We start from the raw sequence: 1268 nt of genomic DNA, 5'->3' as shown, positions 1-1268 counted from the left end.
ACCGCTCCGGCGACGGCGCCGGCGACCTTGTCGTTGAAGACGCTCGGGATGATGTAGTTCGGGTTCAGCTCGTCCTCGGTGACGACGTCCGCGAGGGCGGTGGCGGCGGCCAGCATCATCTCGGTGTTCACGGTGCGCGACTGGGCGTCGAGCAGGCCGCGGAAGACGCCCGGGAAGACCAGGACGTTGTTGATCTGGTTCGGGAAGTCGGAGCGGCCGGTGGCCACGACGCCCGCGGTCTGACGGGCGACCGCCGGGTCGACCTCCGGGTCCGGGTTCGCGAGCGCGAACACGATCGCGTCGTCGGCCATGGCCGCGACGTCGTCCCCGCCGAGGACGTTCGGGGCCGAGACGCCGATGAACACGTCGGCGCCGACGACCGCCTGCTTGAGGGTGCCGGTGACGCCCTCGGGGTTGGTGTTGTCCGCGATCCAGCGCAGCGGCGAGTCGACCGCGGCGTCCTTGAGGTCCTCGCGCTCGGCGTGCACGACGCCGTGGATGTCGGCGACGACGGCGTGCTTGACGCCGGCCGCGAGCAGCAGCTTGAGGATGGCCGTACCGGCGGCGCCGGCGCCGGACATGACGACGCGCACGTCGCCGATGTTCTTGCCGACGACGCGCAGCGCGTTGGTGAGGGCGGCGAGCACGACGATGGCGGTGCCGTGCTGGTCGTCGTGGAAGACCGGGATGTCGAGGGCCTCGCGCAGGCGCGCCTCGATCTCGAAGCAGCGGGGCGCGGAGATGTCCTCGAGGTTGATGCCCGCGAAGCCGGGGGCGATCGCCTTGACGTGCTCGACGATGGCGTCGGTGTCCTGGGTGTCCAGGCAGATCGGCCAGGCGTCGATGCCCGCGAACTGCTTGAACAGGGCGGCCTTGCCCTCCATGACCGGCATGGCGGCCATCGGGCCGATGTTGCCGAGGCCGAGCACGGCGGAGCCGTCCGTCACGACTGCAACGGTGTTGCGCTTGATCGTGAGGCGGCGCGCGTCCTCCGGGTTCTCCGCGATGGCCATGCACACACGGGCCACACCGGGCGTGTAGACCATGGAGAGGTCGTCGCGATTGCGAATGGGGTGTTTCGACGCCATCTCGATCTTGCCGCCGAGGTGCATCAGGAACGTACGGTCGGAGACCTTGCCGAGCACGATGCCCTCGATGCCGCGCAGCTGCTCGACGATCTCGTCCGCGTGCGCGGTGGAGGTCGCAGCGATGGTGACGTCGATACGGAGCTTCTCGTGACCGGAAGCCGTGACGTCGAGGCCGGTGAC

1 protein-coding gene is annotated in these 1268 nt (G+C 69.7%); it reads right to left on the bottom strand.

Features of this window, described 5'->3' with window-relative positions:
- On the bottom strand, window positions 1-1268 hold a 1268-nt coding region (locus QIS96_RS37615; RefSeq protein ID WP_282547390.1), incomplete at both ends, for an NAD-dependent malic enzyme.

The sequence above is a fragment of the Streptomyces cavernicola genome (assembly GCF_029968035.1).
GTDB lineage: Bacteria > Actinomycetota > Actinomycetes > Streptomycetales > Streptomycetaceae > Streptomyces > Streptomyces cavernicola.
This window is presented reverse-complemented; position numbering and strand designations above follow the sequence as displayed.